The sequence below is a fragment of the Variovorax ginsengisoli genome (assembly GCF_030486595.1).
Classification (GTDB): domain Bacteria; phylum Pseudomonadota; class Gammaproteobacteria; order Burkholderiales; family Burkholderiaceae_C; genus Variovorax; species Variovorax ginsengisoli_B.
The window spans coordinates 127554-152488 of the sequence record NZ_JAUJZH010000002.1 but is presented as its reverse complement, the minus strand read 5'-3'; the positions used below and the strand labels follow the sequence as shown (position 1 = coordinate 152488).

Annotated in this window: 26 protein-coding genes; 12 read left to right on the top strand and 14 right to left on the bottom strand. The window is 68.5% G+C overall.

Features of this window, described 5'->3' with window-relative positions; all coding sequences use genetic code 11:
- Positions 1-7 precede the first annotated feature (7 nt).
- A complete protein-coding gene (locus tag QZH52_RS03295; RefSeq protein WP_286519694.1) occupies positions 8-187 on the bottom strand; it encodes a hypothetical protein in 180 nt (59 codons plus the stop codon).
- Positions 188-275: 88 nt separating this feature from the next.
- On the opposite strand from QZH52_RS03295, the gene QZH52_RS03290 reads away from it, so the two are divergent.
- Both QZH52_RS03290 and QZH52_RS03285 read left to right on the top strand, forming a co-directional pair.
- Positions 276-1478 carry a M20 aminoacylase family protein gene (locus tag QZH52_RS03290; protein ID WP_286533313.1) on the top strand — a complete coding sequence of 401 codons (1203 nt, stop codon included), beginning with the start codon at positions 276-278 and terminating at the stop codon, positions 1476-1478.
- A gap of 41 nt (positions 1479-1519) precedes the next feature.
- On the top strand, positions 1520-2491 hold the full coding sequence (locus tag QZH52_RS03285) for a tripartite tricarboxylate transporter substrate-binding protein (protein WP_436411528.1): 972 nt from the start codon (positions 1520-1522) through the stop codon (positions 2489-2491).
- A 10-nt stretch (positions 2492-2501) separates the two neighbouring features.
- Here the strand turns inward: QZH52_RS03285 and QZH52_RS03280 are convergent, their stop codons facing one another.
- The 6 genes from QZH52_RS03280 to QZH52_RS03255 form a co-directional block, all read right to left on the bottom strand.
- Complete coding sequence (locus tag QZH52_RS03280; protein WP_301803713.1) at positions 2502-3425, bottom strand: c-type cytochrome; 924 nt, start codon at positions 3423-3425, stop codon at positions 2502-2504.
- 101 nt (positions 3426-3526) lie between these two features.
- A complete protein-coding gene (locus tag QZH52_RS03275) occupies positions 3527-3847 on the bottom strand; it encodes a hypothetical protein (protein WP_301803710.1) in 321 nt (106 codons plus the stop codon).
- Positions 3848-3939: 92 nt separating this feature from the next.
- Entirely contained in the window at positions 3940-4110 is a 171-nt protein-coding gene (locus QZH52_RS03270) for a hypothetical protein (RefSeq protein WP_286371840.1), read from the bottom strand.
- A gap of 35 nt (positions 4111-4145) precedes the next feature.
- A complete protein-coding gene (gene dbpA / locus QZH52_RS03265; RefSeq protein ID WP_301803703.1) occupies positions 4146-5543 on the bottom strand; it encodes an ATP-dependent RNA helicase DbpA in 1398 nt (465 codons plus the stop codon).
- Positions 5544-5551: 8 nt separating this feature from the next.
- Positions 5552-5824, bottom strand: a complete 273-nt coding sequence (gene infA / locus QZH52_RS03260) for a translation initiation factor IF-1 (RefSeq protein WP_286519699.1) — start codon at positions 5822-5824, stop codon at positions 5552-5554.
- 53 nt (positions 5825-5877) lie between these two features.
- Positions 5878-6126, bottom strand: a complete 249-nt coding sequence (locus QZH52_RS03255; protein ID WP_301803699.1) for a hypothetical protein — start codon at positions 6124-6126, stop codon at positions 5878-5880.
- 390 nt (positions 6127-6516) lie between these two features.
- Here QZH52_RS03255 and QZH52_RS03250 point away from each other — a divergent pair, with 390 nt between their 5' ends.
- The gene (locus tag QZH52_RS03250; RefSeq protein WP_301803696.1) at positions 6517-7593 is read left to right on the top strand and encodes a S1C family serine protease; all 1077 of its coding nucleotides are present in this window, start codon (positions 6517-6519) and stop codon (positions 7591-7593) included.
- Here the strand turns inward: QZH52_RS03250 and QZH52_RS03245 are convergent.
- Positions 7590-8645: a sugar phosphate isomerase/epimerase family protein gene (locus QZH52_RS03245; RefSeq protein ID WP_301803691.1), complete on the bottom strand. Its 1056-nt coding sequence runs from the start codon at positions 8643-8645 to the stop codon at positions 7590-7592. The two genes, QZH52_RS03250 and QZH52_RS03245, sit on opposite strands and share 4 nt — an antisense overlap.
- 164 nt (positions 8646-8809) lie before the next feature.
- Between QZH52_RS03245 and QZH52_RS03240 the strand changes: the two genes are divergently transcribed.
- Complete coding sequence (locus tag QZH52_RS03240) at positions 8810-9691, top strand: gamma-glutamyl-gamma-aminobutyrate hydrolase family protein (RefSeq protein ID WP_301803687.1); 882 nt, start codon at positions 8810-8812, stop codon at positions 9689-9691.
- A 9-nt stretch (positions 9692-9700) separates the two neighbouring features.
- Here QZH52_RS03240 and QZH52_RS03235 read toward each other — a convergent pair whose 3' ends face one another.
- Together QZH52_RS03235 and QZH52_RS03230 are read right to left on the bottom strand one after the other, a co-directional pair.
- Positions 9701-9877, bottom strand: coding sequence for a hypothetical protein (locus tag QZH52_RS03235; protein WP_301803684.1), 177 nt, complete (start codon positions 9875-9877; stop codon positions 9701-9703).
- A gap of 11 nt (positions 9878-9888) precedes the next feature.
- Entirely contained in the window at positions 9889-12879 is a 2991-nt protein-coding gene (locus QZH52_RS03230) for a DNA topoisomerase III (protein ID WP_301803681.1), read from the bottom strand.
- A 252-nt stretch (positions 12880-13131) separates the two neighbouring features.
- Between QZH52_RS03230 and QZH52_RS03225 the strand changes: the two genes are divergently transcribed.
- Genes QZH52_RS03225 through QZH52_RS03210 form a run of 4 tightly spaced genes read left to right on the top strand, consistent with a single transcriptional unit; the run spans position 13132 to position 18832 of the window.
- Entirely contained in the window at positions 13132-13746 is a 615-nt protein-coding gene (locus tag QZH52_RS03225; protein WP_301803678.1) for an SET domain-containing protein, read from the top strand.
- Positions 13747-13748: 2 nt separating this feature from the next.
- Positions 13749-14546 (top strand): biotin--[acetyl-CoA-carboxylase] ligase, encoded by a 798-nt coding sequence (locus QZH52_RS03220; protein WP_301803676.1) that lies wholly within the window; start codon positions 13749-13751, stop codon positions 14544-14546.
- 8 nt (positions 14547-14554) lie between these two features.
- The gene (locus tag QZH52_RS03215) at positions 14555-14737 is read left to right on the top strand and encodes a sporulation protein (RefSeq protein WP_301803674.1); all 183 of its coding nucleotides are present in this window, start codon (positions 14555-14557) and stop codon (positions 14735-14737) included.
- Between the two features lie 57 nt (positions 14738-14794).
- Complete coding sequence (locus tag QZH52_RS03210) at positions 14795-18832, top strand: Pls/PosA family non-ribosomal peptide synthetase (RefSeq protein WP_301803671.1); 4038 nt, start codon at positions 14795-14797, stop codon at positions 18830-18832.
- A 22-nt stretch (positions 18833-18854) separates the two neighbouring features.
- Here the strand turns inward: QZH52_RS03210 and QZH52_RS03205 are convergent, their stop codons facing one another.
- The 3 genes from QZH52_RS03205 to QZH52_RS03195 all read right to left on the bottom strand — a co-directional run bounded on the left by QZH52_RS03205 (position 18855) and on the right by QZH52_RS03195 (position 21527).
- Positions 18855-20273, bottom strand: coding sequence for a sensor histidine kinase (locus QZH52_RS03205; RefSeq protein WP_301804595.1), 1419 nt, complete (start codon positions 20271-20273; stop codon positions 18855-18857).
- A gap of 78 nt (positions 20274-20351) precedes the next feature.
- Complete coding sequence (locus tag QZH52_RS03200; protein ID WP_286510980.1) at positions 20352-21026, bottom strand: response regulator; 675 nt, start codon at positions 21024-21026, stop codon at positions 20352-20354.
- Positions 21027-21056: 30 nt separating this feature from the next.
- Complete coding sequence (locus QZH52_RS03195) at positions 21057-21527, bottom strand: MarR family winged helix-turn-helix transcriptional regulator (RefSeq protein ID WP_286371826.1); 471 nt, start codon at positions 21525-21527, stop codon at positions 21057-21059.
- 145 nt (positions 21528-21672) lie between these two features.
- Between QZH52_RS03195 and recA the strand changes: the two genes are divergently transcribed.
- From recA to QZH52_RS03175, 4 genes are all read left to right on the top strand, one after another.
- Positions 21673-22785 carry a recombinase RecA gene (gene recA / locus QZH52_RS03190; RefSeq protein ID WP_301803655.1) on the top strand — a complete coding sequence of 371 codons (1113 nt, stop codon included), beginning with the start codon at positions 21673-21675 and terminating at the stop codon, positions 22783-22785.
- A gap of 8 nt (positions 22786-22793) precedes the next feature.
- Positions 22794-23243, top strand: a complete 450-nt coding sequence (recX, locus tag QZH52_RS03185; RefSeq protein ID WP_301803652.1) for a recombination regulator RecX — start codon at positions 22794-22796, stop codon at positions 23241-23243.
- Positions 23244-23322: 79 nt separating this feature from the next.
- Positions 23323-23580 carry a type II toxin-antitoxin system RelE family toxin gene (locus QZH52_RS03180; RefSeq protein WP_301803649.1) on the top strand — a complete coding sequence of 86 codons (258 nt, stop codon included), beginning with the start codon at positions 23323-23325 and terminating at the stop codon, positions 23578-23580.
- Positions 23564-23893 carry a helix-turn-helix domain-containing protein gene (locus QZH52_RS03175; RefSeq protein ID WP_301803646.1) on the top strand — a complete coding sequence of 110 codons (330 nt, stop codon included), beginning with the start codon at positions 23564-23566 and terminating at the stop codon, positions 23891-23893. Before QZH52_RS03180 ends, QZH52_RS03175 begins: the two co-directional genes overlap by 17 nt.
- A gap of 45 nt (positions 23894-23938) precedes the next feature.
- Here the strand turns inward: QZH52_RS03175 and argC are convergent, their stop codons facing one another.
- Entirely contained in the window at positions 23939-24862 is a 924-nt protein-coding gene (gene argC / locus QZH52_RS03170; protein WP_301803644.1) for an N-acetyl-gamma-glutamyl-phosphate reductase, read from the bottom strand.
- Between the last annotated feature and the right edge of the window lie 73 nt (positions 24863-24935).

The following is a 24935-nucleotide window of genomic DNA, read 5'->3' as shown; positions in this document are numbered from 1 at the left end:
CGGCGCCTCAGGCCGTATCGGTCCGCTTGGTGACCTCGCTCAACTGGAGCTCGATGCGGAAGAGTCGCTCGTTCAGGATCGCGGTCTGCAGCCGCAGCGCCTCGATGATCGCGCGGGTCGGCGCGTCGGGGGCATGGGTCGACAGCTCCTGCAGTTCGTGCAGCTTGTTGCGCAGTTCGTTGCTCATGGCAAGGCTCCATCGGGGTCGGTACCGCGCATCGTAGTCGGCCTGCGTCAGAATGCGCTGCTATCGTTTTCTCGTAGACCGGACCCCCATGAAGCTCGCCGAATCCTTTGCGGACGTTTCCCGCTTCGTCGCCATCCGCCGCGACATCCACGCCCATCCCGAACTCGGCTTCGAGGAGCACCGCACCTCCGAGAAGGTGGCGAGCCTGCTCGAGGAATGGGGCATCGAGGTGCACCGCGGCATCGCCGGCACCGGGCTGGTCGGCGTGCTGCGCCGCGGCAACGGCAAGCGGACCATCGGCCTGCGCGCCGACATGGATGCGCTGCCGCTGCACGAGGCCAACGAATTCGCCCACAAGTCGACCCACGCCGGGCGCATGCACGCCTGCGGCCACGACGGCCACACCACGATGCTGCTGGCCGCCGCCTGGCACCTGGCGCAGCAGGGCGCGGCTTTCGACGGCACCGTCCACTTCATCTTCCAGCCGGCCGAGGAGATGGGCAAGGCGGGTGCCAGGAAGATGATCCAGGACGGCCTGTTCGAGCGCTTCCCGTGCGACGCGGTCTTCGCGCTGCACAACTTCCCGGTCGGCGACGTCGGCCGCTTCGCGCTCAACGAAGGCGCGCTGATGGCATCGAGCAACACCTACAAGATCACGCTGCGCGGGCGCGGCACGCATGCCTCGATGCCGCACACCGGCCTTGACCCGGTCGGCGCGGTCGTCGCGCTGGCGCAGGCGCTCGCGACCCTCGTGCCGCGCACCATCGCCAGCACCGAGCGCGCCCTGCTCGCCGTCACGCAGCTGCAGGGCTCCGATGCGCCGAACGTGATCCCCGATGTCGCCTCGGTCGGCGGCACGGTGCGCACCTTCTCGATCGCCGCCCTGGACCTGATCGAGGCGCGCCTGCGCACCGTCGCCGAGGGCATCGCCGCGGCGCACGAGTGCACGGCCGAGGTGAGCTTCGTGCGCGCCTCGCCGCCGGTCGTCAACCATCCGGCCGAGGCCCGTTTCGCCGCCGAGGTGATGCGCGAGGTGGTCGGCGCCGACATGGTCACCGACGACTTCCCGGCCGTGATGGGGGCCGAGGATTTCGCCCACATGCTGATGGCGCGGCCCGGCTGCTACGCCTTCCTGGGCAACGGCGACGGCGACCACCGGCTCGACGGCCACGGCCCGGGGCCCTGCATCATCCACAACACCTCGTTCGACTTCAACGACCAGATCATCCCGATCGGCGCCAGCTACTTCGTGAAGCTGGTGGAGCGCTGGCTCCCGGTCGGCGGCCGCTGAGCGCACCTTTTTTTTCCTTCCCACAACAAGAAAGCATGCAGATGTCGAATCCGTTGACCCGTCGATCCCTGGCCGCGGCCGCCGCCTGGCTGGCATTGGGCGCCGCGCTGCCGGCGCGCGCGCAGCAGCGCGTGATCCGCATCGTGGTGCCCTTCGGCACCGGCGCCGTGCAGGACACCGTGGCGCGCGCCTTCAACAACGAGCTGGGCGCGGCGCTCAACGCCGCGGTGATCGTCGAGAACCGGGCCGGCGCCGGCGGCACGGTCGGTGCGGCCCTGGTGGCCAAGGCGCCGCCGGACGGCAACACGCTGGTGCTGGCGGCGGCCAGCCACCACATCGCAGGCTTCCTCTACAGCAAGCTGCCCTACGAGCCGCTGAAGGACTTCGTGGGCGTCGCCAACCTCGGCAATGCCGGCTACGTGCTCGCGGTGGCGAGCGACCTCGATGTCGCGAACACCGCCGACTTCATCAAGCGGGTCAAGGCCAACCCCGGCAAGTACAACTACGCCTCGGCCGGCAACGGCAGCGCCACGCACCTTGCGATGGCGTCCTTCCTCGCCAGGGCCGGCCTGGAGATGACCCACATCCCGACCAAGTCGACCGGCGAGGCGGTCAACGAGGTGCTGGCCGGCCGCGTGCAGGCCGTGATCTCGTCGAGCGTTGGCGTGATGGGATTCCAGAACGACCCCCGCATGAAGCTGCTGGCCTCCACGGGCCAGGCGCGCAGCCAGTTCCTGCCCACGCTGCCCACCGTGGCGGAAAGCGGACTGCCGGGCTATGCCTTCGACTCCTGGATCGGCCTGCTCGCACCGGCCGGCACGCCCAAGGCCGAGGTCGAGCGCCTCAATGCGGCCACCAACAAGGTGCTGGCCGATCCGGCGATCCAGGAGCGCTTCAAGCGCCTCGGCGTCGAGCCGCGCAGCCAGAACGCCGAAGAGTTCCAGAAGCTGCTGCGGGCCGACTGGGACGCGATGGGCGCCGTGGTCAAGGCGTCGGGCGCGAAGGTCGACTGAGCCGGTCGCACTAGCCGTGCGGGCTCGGCGGCAGGCTCTTCAGGAACAGGTACAGCGCCTGCACGTCGATGTCGCTCATTTCGCGCAGCGATCCGAAGGGCATCACCCGCACCGGCGTGCCATCGGGCCGCGTGCCGCTCCTGAAGAGCTGCTGGAAGGCGGCCGCATCGGCATAGCGCGTCATGGCCGTGCCCTCGCCGGGCGTCAGGTTGGCCGCCGCGGGCCAGTCGGGCGGCCCGCCGGGGATCTTGCCCCCATTGAGCTTCTCGCCATGGCAGCCCAGGCACATGTTGGCCACGTAGGCGCCGTGCTTCAGGCTCAGGCCTTCGGGCACCGGCGGCTCCGGCGGCCGCCCGTGGTCGATCTTGGCGGCGGCGTCCTGCATCAGGCCGAAGCCATAGAAGGCGCGCACCGGCAGCGACAAATCGACCACCGGGCCACCGCCGCTCGCCGGCGGCATGTGGCGCAGGTGGGCGACCAGCGCGGCCAGGTCGTCGTCGGTGAAGCGGTTGTAGTCCTCGCTCGGCATCACCATCAGGGGCCGGCCCAGCGGATTGACGCCGTGGCGGATCGAGCGCTCCCAGTCGGCCGGCGTGTAACCGGCGACCACGCTGCCCGGACCCGGGCTGATGTTGGGCCCGGCAATGCGCATGCCCTTGCCGTCGTCGAGGAACACCTTGCCGCCGCCCTGGGCGCCATGGCAATCGACGCAGCCGCGCGAGGCGAACAGGTAGCGGCCGCGTTCGATCGCCGCGGCGTCGTCGCGGAACGCCACGCCCCGCGCCGGGATGTCGATCTTGCGTTGCATCTTCCGTTGCGCCAGCTGGTCGCCGGCGAACAGGGCCGCCGCGGCCAGGGCGACTAGTAGCGCGAGCGCCAGCAGGATGCGCTTGAGCCAGCGCCGGCCCGGATGGGTGAGGGATGGATCGGTCAAGAAAGGACCTGTGCGTGTGAAAACGCATGATGGCGTACGTTTAGTCCTGCCGTCCATACCACCTTTGCCAGAGGACCTGGCCCACTGATGGGCGGCCGCTGCTAGCCCGGCGCCGCGTCGAGCGGCGGGCAGTCCCAGCCCAGCAGCTCGGCCAGCCGCCGTACGATCCATTCGGCTTCCGCCCCCGACACCCCGGCGTCGGGCACCGCCAGCCCGGCGTGGATCCGGCGCAGGATCTCGTCCTCCGAGGGCACCTCGACGTGGTGCAGGACCTGCGCATGCGCAAGCAGGTGGTTGGCCAGGTCCTCGCAGATCTCGTAGCGGGCGCGCACGACCGCGATCGGCTCGGCGAGGCGTTGCCTGGTGTCGGTGTAGACCGCGAAGAACGAGGGCGGGATGTCGATCTGGTAGTCGTCGGACATGGGTGCAGGCCTGGGATCCAAATGAAAAACGCGCCCGGGGGCGCGTTTCGAGAGTGCATGCGCCGCGGCGGCGCAGACGACTCGGTGGGCGATCAGCCGCCCTTCTTGGCCCGCTTGCCGGGGTTCTTCTTGCTGCGGGTCGCGGTGCCGCGCTCCAGGCTCACCTTCTGGCCGCCACCCGACTTGGGGACGTTGTAGCCGGGTTGCGGAACGGGCTTGGGGGTGGCAATGCGGTCTGCCTCGGTGCGGATTTTCTTGGGCATGGAAAGCTCAGGTGATAAGAAATCGAAGGACGTAATTAAGCCACATCGTCGAGCAGCCGCACTTTGACGGTCTTGCCCTTGACGCGGCCGGTGGAAAGCTTGTGCGCAGCCTCGCGCGCGATGCGCCGATCGACCGCCACGTAAGTGGAAAATTCGTTGACGTTGATCTTGCCGACCTGGTCGCGCGTGAAGCCGGCCTCGCCGGTCAGCGCGCCCAGCACGTCGCCGGCGCGGATCTTCTCCTTGCGGCCGCCGACGATCTGCAAGGTGGCCATCGGCGGCTGCAGCGGACCGGCGGCATCGGCCGTGAGCTCGGCCAGCGGATGCCATTCGGATTCGCGGCCCTGCAGCTGCTCGATCTTGCCGACGCTGCCCATCTCGTCCATGCTCGCGAGGTTGAGCGCCAGGCCTTGCGCCTCGCCGCGGCCGGTGCGGCCGATGCGGTGGATGTGGACCTCGGAGTCGGGTGTGACGTCGACGTTGATCACCGCCTCGAGGTCGGCGATGTCGAGGCCGCGCGCCGCGACGTCGGTCGCCACCAGCACCGAGCAGCTGCGATTGGCGAACTGCACCAGCACCTGGTCGCGTTCGCGCTGCTCGAGCTCGCCGAACAGGGCCAGCGCGCTGAAGCCCTGGGCCTGCAGCACCTGCACCAGGTCGCGGCATTGCTGCTTGGTGTTGCAGAAGGCGAGCGAGCTTTGCGGCCGGAAGTGGTTCAGCAGCAGGCTGACCGCATGCAGGCGCTCGGTGTTCTTGACCTGGTACCAGCGCTGGACGATCTTGCCTTCCTCATGCTGGGCCTGCACCGTGATCTGCTGCGGGCTCTTCATGAACTGCGCCGCGAGCTTCTGGATGCCCTCGGGGTAGGTGGCCGAGAACAGCAGCGTCTGGCGCTCCTTCGGGCACAGCCGGGCGACCTTCACGATGTCCTCGAAGAAGCCCATGTCGAGCATCCGGTCGGCTTCGTCGAGCACCAGCGTGTTCAGCGCCTCGAGGTTCAGGCTGCCGCGGTCGAGGTGGTCCATGATGCGGCCCGGCGTGCCGACCACGATGTGGGCGCCGTGCTCGAGGCTGGCCAGCTGGCCGCGCAGGGCGACGCCGCCGCAGAGCGTGATCACCTTGATGTTTTCCTCGGCCCGGGCCAGGCGGCGGATTTCGGTCGTGACCTGGTCGGCCAGCTCGCGCGTCGGGCACAGCACCATGGCCTGGACGGCGAAGCGGCGCGGATTGAGGTTGGCCAGCAGGGCCAGCGCGAAGGCGGCGGTCTTGCCGCTGCCGGTCTTGGCCTGGGCGATCAGGTCCTTGCCGAGCAGCGCCACCGGCAGGCTGGCGGCCTGGATCGGCGTCATCTGCAGGTAGCCGAGCTGCGTCAGGTTCGCGAGCGCCTGCGGCGACAGCGGCAGCGTGGCGAAGTCGGTGGCGAGACCGGTCACGGAGGGGGTCAGCGGCGCTGCGAGTTGTTGCCGCCGCTGTTGACCGGCGGCGGACCACGGCGTTCCAGATGGCGGAACGTGATGCGGCCCTTGGTCAGGTCGTAGGGCGACAGCTCGAGCGACACCTTGTCGCCGGCCAGGATGCGGATGTGGTGCTTGCGCATCTTGCCGCCGCTGTAGGCGATCAGCTGGTGGCCGTTGTCGAGGGTGACGCGGTAGCGGGAGTCAGGCAGCACTTCGGTCACTGCGCCGTTCATTTCGATCAGTTCTTCCTTGGGCATGAATTACCTTTTGAATGGGTTGTCGTAATTGGATAGGAAATCGGTGTGCCGAATCAAGCGGCGCAAGGCGTACGGGGTGCGCTGCGTTCGCGAATCCAGCCCAGGCCCTGGTCGATCGCGTAGCCGACGGCGGCCGCGTGACTGGCAAAACTGGGCGTGAAACGCATCACGCGGTCGTGCGTGCCGCTGCCGCGGCCGGATCGGATCGAGACCGATGCCGCATAGCGGCCGTCGTCCAGGTCCTTGATGAGCGGCGAGACAAGGTACTTGCCCACTGCGATGCTGTGTTGAATGATGTCCATCGAAAGCCTTGGCATCCCGCGACGCCGCGAAATGCCGAAATTGAGATTGAATAAAACGAGCGCAGGCCGGCCGGATATGGCGCCCACCGGAGCGGACAGCGCGCTGTTCGCTTCAACAAAGTACGAAGGCAGTGGTGGCAAATCTTGGGCGCCCGGTCTGGCGCTCCAACACACTGTGGTGCCGGCTGGTCATGAGGGGCCCGGAGATCTCCAGAATCTCCAGCCCGGCCGGCAAATGACGAAAGTGCTTCGTCGTTAAATCGAAACGAACCCCGGATTATATCCGACTGGCATGACAGTTGCTATTTCAGCTTCGTGACAGTCCGCCCGGCGCTTGCGGGCGAGGCGCTTGCGGCGCACCATGGCGTCATCGTTCCAAGGAGCGCTGCCATGCAAAACCACCCCTTCGCCAAGCGGCCGCCGGCGCCGCCCCGGCGCTGGTGCTCGCAGTGGGTCGGGGTTTGGCTGGCCGCGCTGGCATGGCTCCCGCTGGCGCAGGCGGCCACCCCTGCGCCAGCGGTCGATGCCGCCCGGGCCGAGGCCCAGGTGCAGGCGCTGCAGCGCGCCGGCGACGCGGTCGTCGCGCTCGAGGTCACGGCCACCGAGGGGGCCACCTCGGCCGAGAACCTGGGGCGGCAGCGCAGCGGATCGGGCGTGGTGATCGGGCCCGACGGGCTGATCCTCACGATCGGCTACCTGCTGCTGGAGGCCGAGACCATCGAAGTCCTGACCCAGGACGACCGCCGGCTGCCGGCGCGCCAGGTGGCCTACGACCTGGCGACCGGCTTCGCGCTAGTGCGCCCGCTGGTGCCGCTGCCCGGCATCGAGCCGGTGCCCCTGGCCGGCGTCGGCGGGCTGCGGCCGGGCGAGCCGCTGCTGGCCGCCACTGGCGCCAGCGGCGGCACCGAGGTGGCGTTCACGCGGCTGGTGGCGACCCGGCCGTTCTCCGGCAACTGGGAGTACCACATCGACATCGCCCTCTTCACCAGCCCGCCGATCGCCAACCACAGCGGCGCCTCGCTGTTCAACCGCGACGGCGAGCTGGTCGGCATCGGCAGCCTGCTGGTGCGCGAGGCCGGTGGTCCGAACCGCCTGCCGGGCAACATGTTCGTGCCAGTCGAGCTGCTGCGGCCGGTGCTGGCCGAGATGCAGTCGACCGGGCGCACCCGGGCCAGCGTGCGGCCCTGGCTCGGGCTCTCGTCCTTCGAGCGCGATGGGCATGTGCAGATCGTGCGGGTCGACCGCTGGGGGCCGGCGCTCGAGGCCGGCCTGCAGCCGGGCGACGTGGTGCTCGAGATCGACGGCGTCCGGGTGGCGACGCTCGAGGCTTTCTACAAGCAGCTCTGGACCCGGCCGGACGCCGAGGCCGACGTCGAGCTCACCGTGCAGCAGGGCACGCAGATCCGCAAGGTCAAGGTGCACGCGGTCGACCGCATGCGGACCTTGCGCAAGCCGCAGGGGATCTAGCCGATCCCGAGCATCTTCCGGTTGGCCGCCCTGTCGGCCCCGCCGCCGGCGAAATCGTCGAAGGCACGGTCGGCCACGCGGATGATGTGGCGCTTGATGAACTCGGCGCCTTCGCGCGCCCCGTCTTCCGGGTGCTTGATGCAGCACTCCCATTCGAGCACCGCCCAGCCCGGGAAGTCATACGCCGCCATCTTCGAGAAGATGGCGCCGAAGTCGACCTGGCCGTCGCCGAGCGAGCGAAAGCGCCCGGCGCGGTCGATCCACGACTGGAAGCCGCCGTACACGCCCTGCTTGCCGGTCGGATTGAACTCGGCGTCCTTGACGTGGAAGATCTTGATGCGCTCGTGGTAGTGGTCGATGTAGGCCAGATAGTCGAGCTGCTGCAGCACGAAGTGGCTCGGGTCGTACAGCAGGCAGGCGCGCGGATGGTTGCCGACCCGCTCGAGGAACATCTCGTAGCTCACGCCGTCGTGCAGGTCCTCGCCCGGATGGATCTCGTAGCAGACGTCGACGCCGGCCTCGTCGAAGGCGTCGAGGATCGGCTTCCAGCGCCGCGCCAGTTCGTCGAAGGCCTCCTCGATCAGGCCGGCCGGGCGCGGCGGCCACGAGTAGAGGTAGGGCCAGGCCAGCGCGCCCGAGAAGGTCGCGTGCGCCGTCAGGCCGAGATGGGCCGAGGCCTGCGCCGCGTAGTGCAACTGCTGCACGGCCCACTGCTGGCGCTTGACCGGATCGCCGCGCACCTCGGGGGCCGCGAAGCCGTCGAAGCCGGCGTCATAGGCCGGATGCACCGCCACCAGCTGGCCCTGCAGGTGGGTCGACAGCTCGGTGATCTCGAGGCCGTGGCGGGCCAGCGTGCCCTTGACTTCCTCGCAATAGGTCTTGCTCTCGGCCGCCTTGCGGAGGTCGAAGAGGCGCGCGTCCCAACTCGGTATCTGCACGCCCTTGTAGCCCAGGCCGGCGGCCCAGCCGGCGATGGCGTCGAGGGAGTTGAAGGGCGCCGTGTCGGCAGCGAACTGGGCCAGGAAGATGGCCGGCCCCTTGATCGTCTTCATGTGCTTGTCTCCGGGTCGTGGGGCATCGATGATGCCATCGCGGCATGCCGTCCGACAGTGCGTCAGCCTGGCCGTCGCAGTGCACGTCGCGCCGGAAGGCGACACAATGGCCACTGCCATTCCACACAGCAGGGCCGCGGGGCACTCGCGGCGCAACAGAGCCAATGTCACAAACCGTTTCGGGGCGCCTCAAGATCGGTCTTTCCGCCTGCTTCTCCCACGCCGATCCGGCGCGCTCGCTGTTCACCAACAAGACGCTGCAGTATGTGGAGCAGTCGATCACGCACTGGCTGATGTCGGCCGGCGCGATGGTGGTGATGGTCCCCTGCCCGACCGGCGCCACCGCGCGCGGCGACACCAAGCTGTCGCACTACGCCGAATGGCTCGACGGCGTCGTGATGCACGGCGGCGCCGATGTCTGGCCCGGCAGCTACGGCGAGGTGCCGCTCAAGGACGCCTGGGTGGGCGACCGCATCCGCGACCTCTACGACCTGGCGCTGGTCGAGGCCTTCGAGCAGGCCGGCAAGCCGATCTTCGGCGTCTGCCGCGGCTTGCAGCTGATCAACGTGGCCTTCGGCGGCACGCTCTACCAGGACATCGAGGCCCAGCACCCGAACGCGCTTCGGCACCGCGACGCCGAGACCTACGACCAGAACTTCCACGAGATCAGCATCACGCCCGGCTCCCGCCTCTCGAAGCTCTATCCGGGCATGGAAAGCGCGCGCGTCAACAGCATCCATCACCAGGGTGTGAAGGACCTGGCGCCCGGCTTCGAGGTCGATGCGTGGAGCATCCCCGACCGCATTCCCGAAGCCATCCGCCGCAAGGTCGACCGCGGCCGCAGCTACATCGCCGCGACCCAGTGGCACCCTGAGTTCCATACCTACGGCGCCACCGACACGGTCGATGACACGGCCATCCTGCAGGATTTCCTGTGGGCCTGCGCCACCGCCAAGGTCAGCCCCAAGGGGCCGCTGCGCAGCGCGCCCGGCCGCATCCGCAATCGGGCGGCACGGCTGCTGCGGCAGGCCCTGCTGATGCGTTGAGCCGCGCCGTCAGCGGCTCTGGTTCTTGATGTTGCTGACGTTGGCGTCGATCGTGCCGAACACGGTGATGCCGCTGCTGCTGCTCGCGGCACCGCCGCCGCCGTCGGCGCCCGAGGCACCGCGCGATGCACAGCCCGCAGCCAGGCAGAGGGTGGCGGCGAACGCCGCCGCGACGAATGTCTTCATGCGAATCCCCTTCATGCCCCGAGGTGCTTGCCGACGATGCCGGCCAGCTCGAACATCGTGACTTGGTCCTTGCCGAACACCGGCTTGAGCTTGGCGTCGGCATTGATCGCGCGCTTGTTGGCCGCGTCCTGCAGGCCGTTGGCCTTGATGTAGTCCCACAGCTTCTTGATGACCTCGGTGCGCGCCACCGGTTCGGCGCCGATCACCGCGGCCAGCGCGTCGCTGGGCTTGAGCCCGGCGCCCGGCTTGCGCGGCGCCTTGGGCGCGGCGGACTTCTTCGCCGCCGCGACCTTCTTGGCCGCCGGCGTCTTGGATGCCGCCTTCTTCGCCGCCGCCGGCGCCGCCTTGGCGAAGGTCTTGCGCGGCGGGAACTTGCTGGTCCGCGGCTCGAACTCGAAGGTCACCTTGCCCTCGTCCTTGTTCCAGGCCAGGAAGGCCTTGAAGGCGCGGCGGGTGCGCATCGAGACGAATTTGTCGAGCAGGTCGGTCTTGCCGGTGGCTAGCAGTTTTTCCATCTGCGCGCGTTCCACCGGCTGCTGCAGGATGATCTTGCCGGTCTTGAACGTGCAGCTCGGCGTCGGCTGCGCGGTGGTCGGCACCGACTTCTCGCAGACGTAGTTGCTGCCGTGCTCGAACACCGGCGCGCCGCAGACCGGGCACGGGCCCACGGTGTCCTGCTGGCTGAAGTCGACGATCTCGCCGGTGTCGGCGTTCTTGTCGTCGCCGAAGTCGAACTCCAGCTTCCAGTTCTTCGCCTCGTCGTCGAACTTCAGGATGATCTCGGAGGTGAAGGGCCACCCGGCCTTCGAGCGGAAGCCTTCCAGCGGGCCGATGTGCTTGTCGCGCAGCAGCGCCTCGGCCTCGGCCACCTCGAAGGTGCGCCCGGCCGGCGACTTGCCGAACGAGAAGCCGCAGGGCTCGCTGCCGGCTTGTCCGGCGGCGTCATGTGCACGCCCGTGGGCGTCGGCGCTCGCGCCGGCGCCCGGCTTGCCGGTGCAGCTGTAGCGGCGGTAGTTCTCCTTGACCACGCCGCCGCAATTGGGGCACGGCGTCGCCAGCGTGGCGTAGTCGCCGGGCACGGTGTCGCGGTCGTATTCCTTGGCCTTCTTGACGATGTGCTCCGTCATCTCGGCGATCTCGCGCATGAAGGCCTCGCGGCTCAGCTTGCCGTGCTCCATCTGCGCGAGCTTGTATTCCCATTCGCCGGTCAGCTCGGCCTTGGAGAGTTCCTCGACGCCGAGCCCGCGCAGCAACGTCATCAGCTGGAAGGCCTTGGCGGTCGGGATCAGCTCGCGGCCTTCGCGGATCATGTATTTCTCGGCCAGCAGGCCTTCGATGGTGGCCGCGCGCGTGGCGGGCGTGCCCAGGCCCTTCTCCTGCATGGCCTCGCGCAATTCGTCGTCGTCGATGGTCTTGCCGGCGCCTTCCATCGCGCCGAGCAGCGTGGCTTCCGAATAGCGCGCCGGTGGGCGGGTCTTCAGTCCCTTGGGATCGGCCGCTTCGACCTTCACCAGTTCGCCCGGCTTGACCGGCACTAGGCGCTTGCCGTCCTTGTCGTCGTCCTTCTCGTCGTCCTCGGCTTCCTTGCCCCAGATCGCCAGCCAGCCGGCCTTGACGAGCACCTTGCCGTCGGTGCGGAACGGATACTTCTTGCCGTCCTGCTCGACCGTGCTGATGCGCGTCGTGACCTGGTATTCGGCGCTCGGGAAGAACACCGACATGAAGCGCCGCACCACGAAGTCGTACAGCTTCTGCTCGGCGTCGGACAGGCCGCTGGGCGCCTGCAAGGTCGGGATGATCGCAAAGTGGTCGCTGACCTTCGCGTTGTCGAAGATGCGCTTCGACGGCTTCACGTAGTTGTTGTCGACCGCCTGCTGCGCGAAGGGCGCGAGGTGCTTCATGCCGCTATTGGCCAGCATCTTCATCGTGTCCTTGACCACCGGCAGGTAGTCCTCGGGCAGCGCGCGCGAGTCGGTCCGCGGATAGGTCAGCGCCTTGTGGCGTTCGTAGAGGCTCTGCGCCAGCGCCAGCGTGGTCTTGGCGCTGAAGCCGAAGCGGCCGTTGGCCTCGCGCTGCAGCGAGGTCAGGTCGAACAGCAGCGGCGATGCGCTGGTGGTGGGCTTGCTCTCTTCGGTGACGGTGGCGGGCTTGCCGCGCGCGGCGTCGGCGATCTCGCGCGCCTCGCGCTCGTTCCAGACCCGGTCGGCACGTTGCTCGGGGTCGGGCACGCCGTCGGGGCCGGGCGGCGGCTTCTTCCAGTTCGGGTCGAACCACTTGCCAGGGTAGCTGCCGGCCTCGGCCAGGAAGCTGCCGTGCACTTCCCAATAGTCGCGGCTGACGAACTTGCGGATCTTTTCCTCGCGCTCGACCACCACCGACAAGGTCGGCGTCTGCACCCGCCCGACGGTGGTCAGGAAGAAGCCGCCGTCGCGCGAGTTGAAGGCGGTCATGGCGCGCGTGCCATTGATGCCGACCAGCCAGTCGGCCTCGGAGCGCGAGCGGGCGGCGTCGGCCAGGCCCTGCATCTGCTTGTCGGTGCGCAGCTGCTCGAAGCCGTCGCGTATCGCCTGCGGCGTCATCGATTGCAGCCAGAGCCGCTTGACCGGCTTGCCCAGCGGTGCCTTGCCACCGGCGTATTGCTCGATCAGGCGGAAGATCAGCTCGCCCTCGCGGCCCGCGTCGCAGGCGTTGACCAGCTGGGTCACGTCCTTGCGCTTGGCCTGCTTGACCACCGCGTTGAGCCGCGTCTTGGTCTTGTCGACCGGCTTCAGGTCGAAGCGCGGCGGGATCACCGGCAGGTTGGCAAAGCTCCACTTGCCGCGCTTGACGTCGAATTCTTCCGGCGCCTGGATCTCGACCAGGTGACCCACGGCACTGGTGACGACGTACTTGTCGTTCTCGAAGTGCTCGTCGTGCTTGTCGAACTTGCCGGCCACCGGCGTCAACGCGCGCACGATGTCCTGCGCCACCGAGGGTTTTTCTGCAATCACCAACGTTTTCATTCAACCAATCCTATTCGTTCAGTCACACCCGCATCCCCCGACAGGGGTTGCCCCCTCCCCCGGCCGTCCCACGCGAGGCGGGGGTGGGGGCGACCAGGCCGCCGCCGGGCCGCCCCAAGGCGGCCTGCGCCCCCTCGGGGGGCAGCGAACCACACGAAATGGGGAGCGTGGGGGCGACATTTACAATCGGGCGCTTCTCGCGTGCGTACGCGCACGCGCATGCGTACATATTCAAACTAACAGACTTCGGCGATGCCTTCCAAATCCCCCATTTCCGGCGGCCGCCGAATCCAGACCCGTCGCTCCGGTGTCCACGGCAACGGCGTCTTCGCCGTGCAGGATATTGCAGAAGGCGAAACGCTCATCGAATACAAGGGCGAGGTCATTTCCTGGAAGGAAGCCCTCCGGCGCCATCCCCACGATCCGACCCAGCCGCAGCACACCTTCTACTTCCACGTCGACGACGACCGCGTGATCGACGGCAATGTCGATGGCAACGCCTCGCGCTGGATCAATCACTCTTGCGAGCCGAATTGCGAGGCCGACGAGCAGAATGGCCGGGTCTTCATCAAGGCGCTGCGCAACATCGCGGCCGGCGAAGAGCTGAACTACGACTACGGGCTGATCATCGACGAGCCGTACACCAAGAAGCTGCTGTCCGAGTTCCCCTGCTGGTGCGGGTCGGCGGACTGCCGCGGCACGCTGCTGGCGCCAAAGGATGACGACGAGGGCAAGAAGAAAAAGAAGAAGAAAAAAGCCAGGAAGGCCGAAAAGAAGGCTGAAAAGCAGGCCGACAAGAAATCCGCCAAGGCCGACAAGAAAAAGAACGCCAAGGCCGAAAAGGCCGAGAAGTCCGACAAGCGCTGAGCATGCCCGCCCCCTGGTTCGAAGACGAGATCGCGCAGAGCCTGGCGCCGGTGCTGCCCGGCATCGGCGTCGAGGTGGTGGCCGAGATCGGTTCCACCAACACCGAGCTGATGCGCCGTGCCCGCGAAGGCCACAACGCCGCCGTGCTGCTCGTGGCCGAGCGCCAGACCGCCGGCCGCGGCCGCCTGGGGCGTCCCTGGCAAAGCGCCCAGGACGCCCGCGAGCCGAGTTCGCTGACCTTTTCGCTCGGCCTGTCGCTCGCCCCGCGGGACTGGTCCGGCCTGTCGCTCGCGGTCGGCGTCAGCGTGGCCGAAAGCCTGGACCCCTCCGGTGCCGCCGGCCTGGGGCTCAAGTGGCCGAACGACCTGTGGGTCGGCGAACGCAAGCTCGGTGGCATCCTGATTGAAACCGCCCTGTTCCAGCCGGATGTGGCTGAGCGCTATCTCGTGATCGGCATCGGCATCAACATCGGCGCGCGCGAAGCGGCGAACCTCAGCACGCCGCCCGCCTGGCTGAAGGAATGGCGGCCGGGCGCGACGCCGGGCGAGGTGCTGCGCGAGATCGCCGCACCGCTGGTGCGCGACGTGCTGCTGTTCAGCGGCAGCGGCTTCGTGCCCTTCGCGGCCCGCTTCGCCGCGCGCGATGTGCTGCGCGGCCGTGAAGTGCGGCTCAGCGACGGCACCGAAGGCCACTGCGAAGGGGTCGGATGGGGTGGCGAACTGCTGGTCCGCACCGCCGCGGGCGTACAGATGATCAGCAGCGCCGAAGTCAGTGTCCGGCCCCGTCCCGCCCCGATTTGACAGGACCCATGCGCCTGGTCGTCGTCCTCCTGCTCGTCGCCAACCTGGGCTATTTCGCCTGGACCCGCGGCGCGCTGGCCCTCTTCGGCGCCGAGCCCGCGCGCTTCAGCGAGACCGAGCCGCAACGGCTGCAGCAGCAGGTCCGTCCGGAGATGCTGCAGATCCGCAAGGTCGAGCCCACCAAGCCTTAGCCGGCGCGCCGAAGCCAAGGCGGTGCGCCAGCAGCACCGCTGCATCAGAACCCGTCCATGTTTCGCCCGAACCCTGCCCTTTTCCCCCACGCCGACCCGTTCGACGCCTCTCCCATCCTGCGCGGCCCCGAGCGGCCCGAACTCATTCGAGACGAGGTCCTGGCGTCGTTGTTCGAGGCCACCGCCCAACGCGTTCCGACCCGGACGGCGCTGATCTTCGGCGATCGGCGGCTGAGCTACGGCGAACTGGACGCGCAGGCCGACCGTTGTGCATCGCGGCTCATCGACGACGGCATCCGCCCCGGGCAGATCGTCGGCCTGTGGCTGCCGCGCGGCATCGAGCTGCTGGTGGCGCAGCTGGCGATCGCCAAGACCGGCGCCGCCTGGCTCGCGCTGGATGCCGACACGCCGGTCGAACGCATCGCCGCCTGCCTGGACGATGCCGGTGCCGCGGGCATCCTGAGCTGCAGCGAGTTCGCGCCCCGCCTGGCGGCCATCGGCCGACCGCTCTGGCGGGTCGAGGCGCTGCTGGCCGAGCGCGTCCCGGCTGGCGCGCTGCAGCGGCGCGCCGCGGCGCTGCCCGAGCACCCGGCCTACGTGATCTACACCTCGGGCTCGACCGGAAAGCCCAAGGGCATCGCCATCAGCCAGCGCAGCATCTGCCACTTCCTGCGCAGCGAGAACGAGATGCTGGGCGTGCGTGAGGACGACCTCGTCTACCAGGGTTTCTCTGTCGCCTTCGACATGTCGTTCGAGGAGATCTGGCTCAGCTACCTGGTCGGCGCGACGCTCTGGATCGCGCCGAAGGCGCTGGCTTCCGACCCCGAAGCGCTGCCGCAGGCGCTGGCCGTGCACGGCATCAGCGTGCTGCATGCCGTGCCCACGCTGCTCGCCCTCTTCGGCCAGGACGTGCCGAGCCTGCGCCTGATCAACCTCGGCGGCGAGGCCTGTCCGCCCTCGCTGGTGGCGCGCTGGGCCCGGCCCGGCCGCCAGCTCTTCAACAGCTACGGCCCGACCGAAACCACGGTGTCGGCCAGCATGGCCGAACTGGCGGTGGACGACCCCGTCACCATCGGCCTGCCGCTGCCCAACTACGCGCTGCTGGTGATCGCTACCGACATGGCGGCCGGCCCCCGGCTGCTGCCGCGCGGCGAGATCGGCGAGTTGTGCATCACCGGGCCCGGCGTCGCGGCGGGCTATCTGGGGCGCCCCGAGCTGACGGCCGAGAAGTTCCTCCCCAACCCCTGGTCGCGCGACACCGACGATGCCCGGCTGTATCGCACGGGCGATCTGGCCCGCATCGACGAACTCGGGCGCGTCCAGTGCCTGGGCCGGACCGACGACCAGGTCAAGATTCGCGGCTTTCGCGTCGAGCTCGGCGAGATCGAGGTGCTGCTGGCACAGCAGCCGGGCGTGGGTACCGCGGCCGTGGTGCTGCGCGAGGTCCAGGGCGTCGACCAGCTGATCGCCTTCCTGGTGCCGGAGGGCAGCGCCGAGGTCTCGGCGCCCGCGCTGCGCTCGGCGCTCGCTGCGCGGCTGCCCCCCTACATGGTGCCGGGCCGGATCGAGCTGCTGCCGCAGATGCCGCGGCTGAGTTCCGGCAAGATCGATCGCAAGGCCTTGAAGGCGCAGCCGCTCCCGGAAGCCGTCGCTCCCGCAGGCGATTCGGACCGCCCGGAGACGGCCGCCGAAGTCGCGCTGTTCGCGGCGCTGGCCACCCTCTTCCCCGGCTTCGCGATCCGGCGCGATTCGGATTTCTTCGACGAACTCGGCGGCCATTCGCTGCTGGCGGCGCGGCTCGCGTCGATGCTGCGGGCCGATCCGCGCTTTGCCCGGATCACGGTGCGCGAGATCTACCGGAACCGCACGGTCGGCGGCATCGCTGCCGCGCTGGAGGCCAGCGGCACCCAGGCTGCCGAGCGCGTGCCCGACTGGACGCCGCCTTCGGCATGGCGCCGCTGGCGCTGCGGCCTGGCGCAGGCGCTGGCCATCCCGGGGCTGGTCGCCATTCGCATGGCGCAGTGGCTGGCGCCTTTCTTCACCTACCACTTCTATACGGGCAGTCCAGGCGATTCGGTTCCCTACGCGGTGGCGATGTCGGTGGCCGCCTTCCTGGTCGCCACGGTGCTCGAGTTCGTCCTGGCCCTGGCCGGCAAATGGCTGATCGCCGGGCGGCTGGCGCCGGGCCGCTACCCGCTCTGGGGCCTGACCTATTTCCGCTGGTGGCTGGCCGACCGGCTGGTCGATGCGGCGCCCACCTATTTCATCAGCGGATCCTCGCTCCACGCTTGGTGGCTGCGGGCGCTGGGCGCGCGCATCGGGCGCGACGTGATGATCGGGTCGGTCAAGCTTCGCGCGCCCGACCTGTTCTCGGTCGGGGACGGCGCGAGCATCGGCAACGCGGTCAACTTCGAGAACGCGCGCGTGCTGTGCGGCGAGCTGCGCCTCGGGCCGATCGCCATCGGCGCGCAGGCTCACGTCGGCTCCTACGCGGTGCTGGAAGGCCATACCCGGATCGGGGACTGGGGCCATCTCGACGCCCAGTCCGCGCTGGCCGAGGGCCAGGCGGTGCCGGCCGGGCGCATCTGGAGCGGTTCGCCGGCGCGCGATGCGGGTGCCTTCGACCCGGCTTCGCTGCGCCCGCGCCCCGCCGTCAGCCGGCGCCGGCGGATCGGCGAAGGGCTGTTCTTCTTCACCGGCGCCCTGCTGGTGGCGGCGCTGTTCTTCCTGCCCCTGTTCCCGACCTTCATGCTGATCGACGTGCTGGACGACTTCGACCGCTTCCCCTGGCTGGAGACCAACGGGGTCGTGATGCAGCTGCTGAAGTACTTCGTGCTGGCGCTGCCGGCGGCGGCGGTGATGATCGTGCTCACCGCGCTGGTCTCGGCCGGGATCCGCTGGAGCGTGCTGCCGCGCCTGAAGAGCGGCAGCTGGCCGGTGCACAGCAACGTCTACTGCGGCAAATGGCTTGTCAACCAGATCCAGGAGTCGAGCCTGGCGGTGCTGCACGGCGTCTACGCGACGATGTTCGCGCCCGCCTGGTACCGGCTGCTCGGCGCCAAGGTCGGACGCAATGCCGAGATCTCGACCGCGCTGGGCGTCGTGCCCGACATGCTCACCCTCGGCGAGGGCAGCTTCATCGCCGATGCGGTGCTGCTGGGCGACGAGGAGATCGACGGCGGCTGGATGTCGATGCGCCCGACGGTCATTTCGCGCCGCAGCTTCGTCGGCAACGGGGCCTACATCCCGGACGGCACCACCCTGCCCGAGAACGTTCTGATCGGCGTGCTCGGCCGCGCCCCCGATCCGGCCGCGGTCCAGAGCGGCGACACCTGGGTCGGCTCGCCGGCGCTGCGCCTGCCGGCGCGCGAAGTCGTCACCGGCCATCCGGAGCACCTGACCTTCAACCCCTCGCCCATCCGCAGGCTCGGACGCGGCCTGGTCGAGGCCTTCCGCATCGTTGCGCCGCACGCCATCGTGATCGCCGCCGGCTACACCATCGTGCTGGCCGTGATGCCCTCGGCGGCCGCGGGCCATTGGGGCGCCGTGATCGCCTACCTGACTGTAGATGGCCTGGTCTTCGGCCTCGCGACCTTCATCTTCGTGGTCCTGTTCAAGTGGCTCTTCCTGCGCCGCTACCGCCCGCTCGCGGTGCCGATGTGGACGCCCTTCGTCTGGCTCTCCGAGGCCGCGACCAACCTCTACGAGGGCATCGCTGTGCCCAACTTCATGCACTACCTGCGCGGCACACCCTGGCTGCCGCTGGCGTTCAACCTGCTGGGCGCGAAGATCGGCCGCGGGGTCTACCTGGACACCACCGACCTCACCGAGTTCGACTGCGTGCGCATCGGCGACCACAGCGAGCTCAATGCCCAGTGTTGCCCGCAGACCCACCTGTTCGAGGACCGCGTGATGAAGATCCATCACGTGGACATCGGCGCCCGGGTCAACATCGGCCCGCGCAGCATCGTGCTCTACGGTGCGACGGTGCACGACGGCGCCCAGCTCGGTCCGCTCACGCTGGTGATGAAGGGCGAAAGCATCCCGCCGTTTTCGCGCTGGAGCGGAAACCCCGCCGCGCCGGTCGCCGCCTGACCGGGCCCCAGGACCGCGTTCGTCAGGCGTGCGGGCCCGGCCCGTGCGGGCGCCGGCCGCCGTCGCGGGTGTCGATGCGCAGGCTGACCAGCGTGCCGGGCGGCCGCTGGCCCGGATGGGCATCCTCGAGCCGGACGGTGGCGCCGTGCTGGCGGGCGATCTCCAGCACGATCGGCAGGCCCAGGCCCGAGCCGTCGGCCTCGTTGCCGAGCACCCGGTAGAAGGGCTGGAACACCAGCTCGCGCTCGTGCGCCGCGATGCCCGGCCCGTTGTCTTCCACCTGCAGCACCAGGACCTGGCCGAAGGGGTCGGCCAGCACCCGCGCCGTCACGACGCCGGGCCGATCGGGCGTCGACGGCGTGTAGTTGAGCGCGTTGTCGACCAGGTTGCGCACCAGTTCCTTCAGCAGCGTCGGGTTGCCCTCGAACACCACGCCGGGCGAACCCGCCTCGGCGCCCTCGTAGCCGAGGTCGATGCGCTTGTCGATCGCTCGCGGCACGGCCTCGCGCACCACCTCGATCGTGAGCCGGGCCAGGTCGCAGGGCTGGCGCCCGATGTTTGCGCCGCTGCCCTCCGCCCGGGCCAGCGACAGCAGCTGGTTGACGGTGTGCGTGGCGCGCACGCTGGCGCGCCCGATCTGCTTGAGCGACTGCTTGAGTTCGTCGGCGTTGGCGCCCTCGCGCTGGGCCAGGTCGGCCTGCATGCGGAGGCCGGCCAGCGGGGTCTTGAGCTGGTGCGCCGCATCGGCCAGGAAGCGCTTCTGGGTGCCGATCGAATCGTTGAGCTTGCTCAGCAGGTCATTCACCGACAGCACCAGCGGCACCACCTCGAGCGGTACCGAGGATTCGTCCAGCGGGCTCAGGTCGCCGGGCTTGCGCTCGCGGATCCGCGCCTCGACCACCGACAGCGGCTTGATGCCGCGCACCAGCGCCAGCCAGATCAGCAGCACCGCCAGCGGCAGGATTGCGAACTGCGGCAACAGCACGCCCTTGATGATCTCGGTCGCCAGCACCGACTGCTTCTCGCGCGTCTCGGCCACCTGGAGCAGCGCCAGCGGCACATCCGGCGGCTTGCCCGCCACCCAGAGCGAGGCGATCCGCACCTTCTGCCCGTGCATCTGGCCGTCGCGCAGGTAGACCACGCCGGGCACCGGCGGATCGTCGGTGCCGGGGTACGGCACTTCGCGCTCGCCGCTCAGCAGCGTGCCGTGGACGTCGAGCAGCTGGTAGTAGACCCGGTCGATCTCGTCGCTGCCGAGGATCTCGCGCGCCGGCTGCGGCAGCGCGAACTTGATCCGCCCGTTGTCGGTGTCGACCAGCCGGGCCAGGGTCTGGATGTTGGACTCCAGCGCCCGGTCGAAGGGCGCATTGGCGATGCCCTGCGCCACCAGCCAGGTCACGCCGATGCTGACCGGCACCAGCAGCAGCAGCGGCGTGAGCATCCAGTCGAGGATCTCACCGAACAGGGAGCGCTGGGCGCGCTGGAAGAGTTTGACCAAGCGGGTGCGGCGTTCCGGGGATCAAGAGGGGATCTTCTCGAGGCAGTAGCCGAGCCCGCGCACGGTGGCGATGCGCACCGGGCCCTTCTCGATCTTCTTGCGCAGGCGGTGGATGTAGACCTCGATGGCGTTGAGGCTGACCTCCTCGCCCCATTCGCACAGGCGCTCGACCAGCTGGTCCTTGCTGACCAGCCTGCCGGCGCGTTGCAGCAGCACCTCGAGCAGGCCGAGTTCGCGCGCCGACAGCTCGATCATCTTGCCGTCGATGGTCGCCACCCGGCCCGCCTGGTCGTAGACCAGCGGACCATGCTTGATCGCGTTGCTGGTGCCGCCCATGCCGCGCCGGGTGAGGGCCCGCACCCGGGCTTCGAGTTCCTGCAGCGAGAAGGGCTTGGCCATGTAGTCGTCGGCGCCGTAGTCCAGGCCCTTGACCCGCTCCTCGACGCTGTCGGCCGCGGTCAGCACCAGCACCGGCAATTGCGAGCCGCGCGCACGCAGCCGCTTGAGAATCTCGAGGCCGTGCAGGTTGGGCAGGCCGAGGTCGAGGATCAGCAGGTCGAATTCGCTGTTGGTCATCAGCGCGGCATCGGCCTGCGTGCCGGTCGCCACGTGGTCGACCGCCGAGCCCGAGGTGCGCAGGCTGCGCAGCAGGGCATCGGCCAGCACCTGGTCATCTTCTGCAATGAGTATTCGCATGGTGCCTTGCCTCCAGAGCAACCTCGAATTCTAGGCCGCCGTGTACGCCTCGAGACCGATGGTTACCACGGTGGCGATCTCGCTGCCGACGCTGGCGCGGAACTCGTCCTCGGCCTGCGCGACGGCACGGCGGAAGGCCTCCAGCCAGGCCAGCCCGTCGGTCGTGAACAACACCCGCCGCGCCCGCGCATCGAACGGATCGGGCCCGCGCGTGACCAGTCCCCAGGCCTCGCACTGGTCGACCAGCGTGCCCATCGCCTGCTTGGTCATGCCGGCGCGCTCGGCCAGTTCGGTCAGCCGCGAGCCCTCGCGCGCCAGGTGGCGCGTGATGTGGATGTGGGCGGCGCTCACCTGGGCCCGGGCCGCCAGGTTCGACAGCGCCAAAGGCACCTCGGCGTCGTGCGCCATCAGGCTCAGCACCCGTTCGTCGAAGCGGCGCATCGCGTGGCCCAGCAGGCGGCCGAGGTGGGTCTGGCGCCAGGCGTCGGAGGGCATTTCCATGGCGTCATATAGTAAGGCAAACTGACCAAAAAATGACTTCCCGACCCGGTATCCCTCGCTACACTACTGTTCAAGCATCCAGCCTGTGATTAAAAGCAGATCGATGCGGCCTCTACAACCCATTGATATTCAAGGAGTTTTCCACATGGACGCACTCGTCAAAGGCACCAGCATCTCGGTCCCCAACAGCGAAAAGGCCAAGGCCCTGCAGGCCGCCCTGGCCCAGATCGAAAAGCAGTTCGGCAAGGGCACGATCATGCGGCTGGGCGAGGGCGAGGCCCTGGAAGACATCCAGGTGGTCTCCACCGGCTCGCTGGGCCTGGACATCGCGCTCGGCGTCGGCGGCCTGCCGCGCGGCCGCGTGATCGAGATCTACGGCCCTGAATCCTCCGGCAAGACCACGCTCACCCTGCAGGTCATCGCCGAGATGCAGCGCCAGGCCGGCACCTGCGCCTTCGTCGATGCCGAGCACGCGCTCGACGTGCAATACGCCCAGAAGCTCGGCGTCAACCTGTCTGACCTGCTGATCAGCCAGCCCGACACCGGCGAGCAGGCGCTCGAGATCGTCGACTCGCTGGTGCGCTCCGGCGCGGTCGACCTGATCGTGGTCGACTCGGTCGCCGCGCTCACGCCCAAGGCCGAAATCGAAGGCGAAATGGGCGACTCGCTGCCCGGCCTGCAGGCCCGCTTGATGAGCCAGGCGCTGCGCAAGCTCACCGCCACCATCAAGAAGACCAACTGCATGGTCATCTTCATCAACCAGATCCGCATGAAGATCGGCGTCATGTTCGGTTCGCCCGAAACCACCACCGGCGGCAACGCGCTGAAGTTCTACGCCTCGGTGCGTCTGGACATCCGCCGCATCGGCACCATCAAGAAGGGCGACGAAGCCATCGGCAATGAGACCAAGGTCAAGGTGGTCAAGAACAAGGTGTCGCCGCCTTTCAAGACTGCCGAGTTCGACATCCTGTTCGGCGAGGGCATCAGCCGCGAGGGCGAGATCATCGACATGGGCGTCAACGCCAAGATCGTCGACAAGTCGGGCGCCTGGTACGCCTACAACGGCGAGAAGATCGGCCAGGGCCGCGACAACGCCCGCGAGTTCCTGCGCGAGAACCCCGAGCTGTCGCGCGAGATCGAGAACAAGGTGCGCGAGTCGCTGGGCATTCCGCTGCTGGCTGCGGCGGTCGAGAGCGCCGGTGGCGACGCCGACAAGCCCGAGAAGGCGGAAAAGGCCGACAAGGCCGACAAGAAGTAATCACCCGCATGGCCTTCAGTGCGCCATCGCTCAAGGGGCGCGCCCTGCGCCTCTTGAGCCAGCGCGAGCATTCGCGCGCCGAGCTCGAGCGCAAGCTCAAGAAATACGAGGAAGAGCCCGGCACCCTGGCCCAGGCCCTCGACGAGCTGGCCGCCAAGGATTTCATCAGCGAGGCGAGGGTGGTGCAGTCGGTGCTGCACCAGCGGGCGGCCCGGCTGGGCGCTGCCCGCGTCCGCCAGGAGCTGTTGCACAAGGGCATCGCGCCCGAGGCGGTGGCCGAAGCGGTGGCGGGGCTGCAGGGCAGCGAGTTCGACCGTGCGCTCGAGGTCTGGAAGCGCCGCTTCGGGGTCCAGCCGCAGGATGCGACCGAGCGTGCCCGCCAAGTCCGATTCCTGATGGCGCGCGGATTCGCCGGCGCGGTCGTCGCGAAGGTGCTGCGGCACGACGCGGACGAATAGGCCGGTTTAGCCAGGCCTCGCTACGTCTTCAAAATATTAGAATTTCTTTGCAATATCTAATTATTGACTTATAGTTTCCGTGAGCGCGATCAGCTGGAAGACGAAAGCCCTGAAGCAGATGCGTAAGCTGCCGAGTCAGTCGGGCGCCGCAATCCGCGCAGCCGTGTCATCGGAGTTGGTCGATCTGTCCGGCGCGCGCAACGTGAAGAAGCTGATCAATCACGCGCACGGCTACCGCCTGCGGGTGGGTAACTACAGAGTGTTCTTTGACTTCAACGTGGCGATTCACATCGTCAGCATCGAGGAAGTGAGGAAGCGAAATGAACAAACCTATTAGCTTCCAGACCATCCTGGATGGAGATGGTCGCCCCGCCTTCGTCGTAGTGCCCTACGACGAATTCGTGAAGCGCTTCGAGAACGAAGGCGACCTGGTGCCCGACGCCGTGGTCAGACTCGTCTTCGATGACGCCATGTCGCCGGCCAAGGCCTGGCGTACCCATCTGGGCCTGACCCAGAGCGAGGTCGCCAAGCGCATGGGTGTGACGCAAAGCGCCTATGCGCAGCTCGAAACCAGCTCGCGCCTGCGCAAGGGATCACGCGAGAACATCGCGAACGCGCTGGGCATCAGCAGCAGCCAACTCGATTTCTGAAGCTGCTCCTGCGCGGTTGAATTCGGGAATTCCCCGAACCCTTCGCTAGATGCCCAGCATCAATTTGAGGTTCTGCACCGCCGCACCGCTCGCGCCCTTGCCCAGGTTGTCGAGCCGGGCAATGACCACCGCATGCCGGTGATCCTCGTTCGGGAACACGCGGATCTCCAGCTGGTTGGTGTCGTTGAGCGCCAGCGCGTCGATCTTGCCGTCGGCGGTCGGCGGCAACACCTTCACGAACTGTTCCGGCGTGTTGCTCCTCGCGTAGTGGGCCGCCAGCGCGTCGTGCAGATGGGCGGCGCTCGGGCGGTCGGGCAGGTCGTCCAGGTGCAGCGGCAGCTGCACCAGCATGCCCTGCTTGAAGTTGCCCACCGAGGGGATGAAGACCGGACGGCGGGTCAGGCCGGTGTACTTCATGATCTCGGGGATGTGCTTGTGCTTGAGGCCCAGCGCATAGGTCTCGAACAGCGGCGCCTCGCCCTTTTCGTAGGCCTCGATCATGGTCCGGCCACCGCCCGAATAGCCGCTGACCGAGGGCAGGGCGATCGGGAAGTCGGGTGGCAGCAGCCCGGCGTCGACCAGCGGGCGAACGATGGCGATCGCGCCGGTGGCGTAGCAGCCGGGATTGGCCACGCGCTCGGCCTTGGCCACCGCGTCCGCGTGTCCGGCAGCCAGCTCGGGGAAGCCGAACACCCAGCCGGGCGCCGTGCGGTGCGCGGTCGAGGCGTCGATGATCTTGGGGCGGCGACCGTCGAGCTGGTCGATCAGCGCCACCGATTCGCGCGCCGCGTCGTCGTGCAGGCACAACACGACCAGGTCGACCCCGGCCATCAGCGTGCGCTTGGCGGCGACGTCTTTTCGCAGCTCGGGCGCGATGCTCACGAGTTCGATCTGCGGCATCGACTGGAGCCGCTCGCGGATCTGGAGGCCGGTGGTTCCGGCTTCGCCATCGATGAAGACCTTGGGCATAGGGGGCCTCGTGTGCCTTGGGAGTAAATACGTATTGACCACAAAGTGGGGTCAATTGTTGGTGCGGCGCACC